This window comes from Magnetospirillum aberrantis SpK (assembly GCF_011022235.1).
Lineage (GTDB): Bacteria > Pseudomonadota > Alphaproteobacteria > Rhodospirillales > Magnetospirillaceae > Magnetospirillum > Magnetospirillum aberrantis.
In genome coordinates, this window is the sequence record NZ_JAAIYP010000015.1 from 2501 (window position 1) to 5501 (window position 3001).

The 3001-nt window shown below is 55.6% G+C and carries 1 tRNA gene and 2 rRNA genes (1 of these 3 only partly in view); all 3 read left to right on the plus strand.

Going from position 1 to position 3001, the window contains the following annotated elements:
* A 23S ribosomal RNA gene (locus G4223_RS03590) occupies positions 1 to 2641 on the plus strand (it extends 99 nt beyond the left edge of the window).
* Between the two features lie 81 nt (positions 2642 to 2722).
* Positions 2723 to 2837, plus strand: a 5S ribosomal RNA gene (gene rrf, locus G4223_RS03595).
* Positions 2838 to 2923: 86 nt separating this feature from the next.
* Positions 2924 to 3000, plus strand: a tRNA-Met gene (locus tag G4223_RS03600).
* Position 3001: the final 1 nt, after the last annotated feature.

Here is a 3001-nt window from a genome sequence, read left to right on the forward strand (position 1 = left end):
TTGATCCGACGATTTCCGAATGGGGAAACCCCACCGTAAGGTGATCCCGCACTGAATTCATAGGTGCGGGAGGCGAACCGGGCGAACTGAAACATCTAAGTAGCCCGAGGAAAGGACATCAACCGAGACTCCGCTAGTAGTGGCGAGCGAACGCGGACCAGGCCAGTGCTGTTGTGTACATAATCCGAACCGTCTGGAAAGTCGGGCCATAGAGCGTGATAGCCGCTTAAGAGTAAACCGCACAGCAGCCTCGAGTAGGGCGGGACACGTGAAATCCTGTCTGAACATGGGGGGACCACCCTCCAAGCCTAAGTACTCCTCAGTGACCGATAGCGCACAAGTACCGTGAGGGAAAGGTGAAAAGCACCCCGACAAGGGGAGTGAAAGAGATCCTGAAACGGAATGCCTACAAGCAGTCGGAGCGGTCTTGAACCGTGACGGCGTACCTTTTGTATAATGGGTCAGCGAGTTAGCGTATGCAGCAAGCTTAAGCCGATAGGTGTAGGCGTAGCGAAAGCGAGTCTGAATAGGGCGCCAAGTTGCATGCGTTAGACCCGAAACCGAGTGATCTTACCATGGACAGGTTGAAGGTGGGGTAACACCCACTGGAGGACCGAACTCACGCCTGTTGAAAAAGTCGGAGATGATCTGTGGTAAGGGGTGAAAGGCCAATCAAACTCGGAAATAGCTGGTTCTCCGCGAAAGCTATTTAGGTAGCGCGTCGGACGAATACCGCGGGGGGTAGAGCACTGGATGGGCTAGGGGGTCCCAAAGACCTACCAAACCTAACCAAACTCCGAATACCCGTGAGTACTATCCGGCAGACAGACGGTGGGTGCTAAGGTCCATCGTCAAAAGGGAAACAGCCCAGACCGCCAGCTAAGGTCCCCAAGTCATGGCTAAGTGGGAAAGGATGTGGGAAGGCCATAACAACCAGGAGGTTGGCTTAGAAGCAGCCATCCTTTAAAGAAAGCGTAATAGCTCACTGGTCTAATAGCAATCCTGCGCCGAAAATGTACCGGGGCTCAAGCCATGCACCGAAGCTGCGGACTTGCGAAAGCAAGTGGTAGCGGAGCGTTCCGTAAGCCTGCGAAGGCGTCACCGTGAGGGGCGCTGGAGGTATCGGAAGTGAGAATGCTGACATGAGTAGCGACAAACAGTGTGAGAAACACTGTCGCCGAAAGTCCAAGGGTTCCTGCGCAAGGCTAATCCGCGCAGGGTGAGCCGGCCCCTAAGGCGAGGCCGAAAGGCGTAGTCGATGGGAACCACGTTAATATTCGTGGGCCTGCTGGAAGTGACGACCTGCGTAAATTGTATGGGCTTAACGGATTGTCCATGCAGTGAAGCGGGTCCAGGAAATAACTCCAGCGTATAGACCGTACCCGAAACCGACACAGGTGGACTGGTAGAGTATACCAAGGCGCTTGAGAGAATGGTGTTGAAGGAACTAGGCAAATTGACCCCGTAACTTCGGGATAAGGGGTACCCTCGTATGCGCAAGCACTCGGGGGTGGCACAGACCAGGGGGTGGCGACTGTTTACTAAAAACACAGGGCTCTGCGAAGTCTAAAGACGACGTATAGGGTCTGACGCCTGCCCGGTGCCGGAAGGTTAAAAGGAGAGGTGCAAGCCTTGAATTGAAGCCCCGGTAAACGGCGGCCGTAACTATAACGGTCCTAAGGTAGCGAAATTCCTTGTCGGGTAAGTTCCGACCTGCACGAATGGCGTAACGACTTCCCCGCTGTCTCCAACACCAACTCAGCGAAATTGAATTCTCCGTGAAGATGCGGAGTACCCGCGGCTAGACGGAAAGACCCCGTGCACCTTTACTACAGCTTTGCAGTGGTACTAGGGAATGAATGTGTAGGATAGGTGGGAGGCTATGAAACATCGGCGCCAGCCGGTGCGGAGCCATCCTTGAAATACCACCCTTTTGTTTCCTGGTATCTAACCGCGACCCCTGAACCGGGGCCCGGGACCCTGCATGGCAGGTAGTTTGACTGGGGCGGTCGCCTCCCAAAGAGTAACGGAGGCGCGCGATGGTGAGCTCAGGCCGGTCGGAAATCGGTCGCTGAGTGCAATGGCATAAGCTCGCCTGACTGCGAGGCTGACAAGCCGAGCAGAGACGAAAGTCGGTCATAGTGATCCGGTGGTCCCGAGTGGAAGGGCCATCGCTCAACGGATAAAAGGTACGCCGGGGATAACAGGCTGATCTCCCCCAAGAGTCCACATCGACGGGGAGGTTTGGCACCTCGATGTCGGCTCATCACATCCTGGGGCTGGAGCAGGTCCCAAGGGTTCGGCTGTTCGCCGATTAAAGTGGTACGTGAGCTGGGTTTAGAACGTCGTGAGACAGTTCGGTCCCTATCTACCGTGGGTGTCGGAAACTTGAGAGGACCTGTCCCTAGTACGAGAGGACCGGGATGGACGCACCTCTGGTGTACCGGTTGTCGCGCCAGCGGCATCGCCGGGTAGCTACGTGCGGACGAGATAACCGCTGAATGCATCTAAGCGGGAAGCTCCCCTCAAAACCAGGTTTCCCTATCAGAGCCGTCGTAGACCACGACGTCGATAGGCCGGGTGTGGAAGTGTGGCAACATACGAAGCTAACCGGTACTAATAGCTCGATCGGCTTGATCGCTCCTCGCAGCAGCAAGCCTGGTACAAAACAAAACAGCACGTGGGTATCACACTCAGGAAAATAACGCGTTTCCTTCGACGACCTGGTGGTCATAGCGGGGGGCCTGCACCCGATCCCATCCCGAACTCGGCCGTGAAAACCCCCAGCGCCAATGGTACTGTGTCTTAAGGCACGGGAGAGTAGGTCGCTGCCAGGTCTTCCAAGGAAACGACTAACCTAACCACGATAACAAATCGACAAACGCAGGCCAAAAGCCTGCGTTTCGTCGTTTCAAAACAATACCGCGGGGTGGAGCAGCCCGGTAGCTCGTCAGGCTCATAACCTGAAGGTCAGAGGTTCAAATCCTCTCCCCGCAACCAA